The following is a 1,268-nucleotide window of genomic DNA, read 5'->3' as shown; positions in this document are numbered from 1 at the left end:
GTTTAGGTGGAAAAGTAATGGGCATTTGTGGTGGCTACCAGATGCTTGGTAAAACGATTGGTGATCCAGACGGTGTAGAAGGTGAACCGGGTTCAAGCGAAGGTTTGGGACTATTGAATGTTCATACCGTGCTGACTGGTAGTAAACAGCTCACCAAGACTGAAGCTGTGCTCAATCTCAATAACCAAAAAGCGAAGGTGAAAGGTTATGAGATTCATGTTGGTAGAAGCCGGGTACTTGACGAACAACCGCTTGAGCTCGACAACGGAGAATGTGACGGTGCCATTAGTGAATGTGGCCAAATTATGGGAACCTACTTGCACGGATGTTTTGACGAAGCGGAAGCGCTAAACCTCATTACTGAGTGGGTGAATGGCACTCAGGTCAAACAGCAAGATTTTGAAGCATTGAAAGAACAAGGTATTAACCGTATTGCGGATGCGATAGAACAACACATGAACCTTGACTTTCTGTTTAAATAACTCGTTAACCAAACGCTATCTTTAACCAAATTTTCTCTCGGCTCCTTATTAGAAAAACGGATCGGGCTGGGAACGCATTCATTTGGCTAGATAGAATTTTCGCTTGCCTTGTACGGAGTCACTTTATGAAAGCATGGAAAACGCATGCTTGCCTAGCGGCAATATTAAGCATTTCTTTCTCAACAAATGCAGCAACGGATCTGAAAGTTTATGCTGCGTCTTCGATGACGAATGCGATTGACGAAATCGCTCAAGATTTTAAAGAAAAGTATGACGTAACAGTTACGCCTGTGTATGGCGGCTCGTCTTCGATCGCACGACAAATTATCAATGGTGCTCCAGCTGATGTGTTTATTTCTGCAAACACGAAATGGATGGACTACTTGGTTGATGAAGGTGTTATAGATAGTGACAATGTCACCAATTTAGTGCGCAATAGTCTCGTTCTTATTGCACCTCAAACGTCAAGCTTAGCCGTATTTAACTTCGCGGATGCAAAAGCTTGGGAAGCGGCGTTAAATGGCAGTCGCCTCGCATTGGGCAACCCTACGTCTGTGCCGGCAGGGATGTACGCGAAAGAATCACTGACTACACTGGGTGTATGGAAAGAGATTCAAACCAAAGTTGCACCAGCAAAAAATGTACGTCTTGCTTTGGCTTTAGTTGAGCGCGGAGAAGCTCCTTTAGGGGTGGTTTATAAGACCGATGCGCAGTTGACTAACAAAGTGAAAATTGTTGGCGAGTTTGCGAGTGACACGCACGCGGCCATCGTTTATCCAGCGGCGG

General features: G+C 45.1%; 1 protein-coding gene and 1 pseudogene. Both read left to right on the top strand.

The genetic code is table 11. The annotated features are described in order from the left end of the window. Positions 1-482 (top strand): annotated as a pseudogene (locus tag R8269_RS24810) (cobyric acid synthase CobQ); the annotation flags it as partial. Between the two features lie 125 nt (positions 483-607). Next, the coding region (gene modA / locus R8269_RS24805) for a molybdate ABC transporter substrate-binding protein (protein WP_318222856.1) at positions 608-1,268 on the top strand (661 nt) is incomplete at its 3' end.

This window comes from Vibrio sp. Vb0667 (assembly GCF_033391095.1).
Note: the sequence above shows the minus strand (reverse complement) of the source record. Positions and strands in the feature narration are given on the sequence as shown.